A 1319-nucleotide genomic window follows, 5' to 3' on the forward strand; every position below is an offset into this window, starting at 1 on the left:
CATTCTCTGATTGGAGTCTTTTCTTTATCATGTTTTCAAATCGGAAACATGTATTTGGCATGCCTTGTTTCCTAACTAAGCTGAGTAGTTACTAAATAAGTTAGTCATTAAAAACTTTAAAAATTATACAGGTGAGCATATTTTTGATTTGAATAAAAGAATAACAATTATTTTTGGGAATAATGGTTTTGGAAAAAGTTCTTTTTTTGATGCAATAGAGTGGTGTATGACAGGAAGGTTGAATAGGTTCAATAAACGTGAGTTTAAACCAAGGGATGTTCTTACTTTTAATAATTATGGCAGAGATAAAGAATGTAAAGTACAGATTTTTTTTAGTGGCTATAAATTAGAAAGAAGTTTTAATTATCGCAATGAAAAATTAAGTAATATGAAAGTCAAACTTACACAAGAAGATGGAACCATAATTAATAGTCAATCAGGTATAGATGAATTCTTAAGAAATAATTATTTTAGAACTAATAAAGAGGATAATGAAATTTTCGGTAGTCTTATTACACATTCACACCTGTTATCTCAAGATCAAGTAACAGATTTTGTTGTAAAAGATAATCCTAAGGATAGGTTCAATTCATTAGCAGAAATTTTAGGTTTGAAAAATGTACTATATACATTTGAAAACTATACTCAAATAAAAAAAACAGTGAATAAAAGGATTGAAAATTTAGAAGCACAAAAATTAATTATTAATAATCAGCTAAAGGAACGTCGAGGTGACTTAACTACTATTGATCAAAAAAAAGTTTATTTGTATCTTAAGGATCTAGGAATGAAAAGCACGTTTAAAGAAGTGTTTGAAAATATTACTCAACTAAAAGAAGTGAAAGAAAGCCAAATTTTTCATAATAAGCGACAAAAACAAAGTTATCAAAGTTACTTAGACCTAGGCTATACGAATATTGATGAGATAACGAAGCAATTAGAAGAACTTCAACATAAAATAAAATCAATAGAAATCGAGATTAGAGAGAAAACACAGTTAAAAGGTAAAGTGAATTCTTTAGGTAACTCACTACAAGAAGAAAAGCATAGGTTTGTAGAATTAAATGAGTTGAATGAACAAATTAAAAAAATGAAATTAGAGAATAAAGAAACGCAGTATGTAAATTTATCCATAGATGAAATCAAAAATATGCTCAATGCTGAAGATCAAGAAGTAGGAATCATTGATTTTTCTAGGTCATATCAAAACAGTCATAATAAAATTGTAAATGTCAAGATGATCATGTACATTTTCACTTGTTTAAGTATGTACAAATTTAATCATTTTCTTTACTAAAATGATCTTTAATTCGATATGA

Annotated in this window: 1 pseudogene; it reads left to right on the forward strand. The window is 26.9% G+C overall.

Annotated elements, in window-relative coordinates:
- Window positions 1–103: 103 nt before the first annotated feature.
- A pseudogene (locus ATL10_RS30775) lies at window positions 104–1297 on the forward strand (AAA family ATPase); the annotation flags it as partial.
- Window positions 1298–1319 lie beyond the last annotated feature (22 nt).

It is taken from the genome of Bacillus sp. 196mf (assembly GCF_003217275.1).
Classification (GTDB): domain Bacteria; phylum Bacillota; class Bacilli; order Bacillales; family Bacillaceae_G; genus Bacillus_A; species Bacillus_A thuringiensis_S.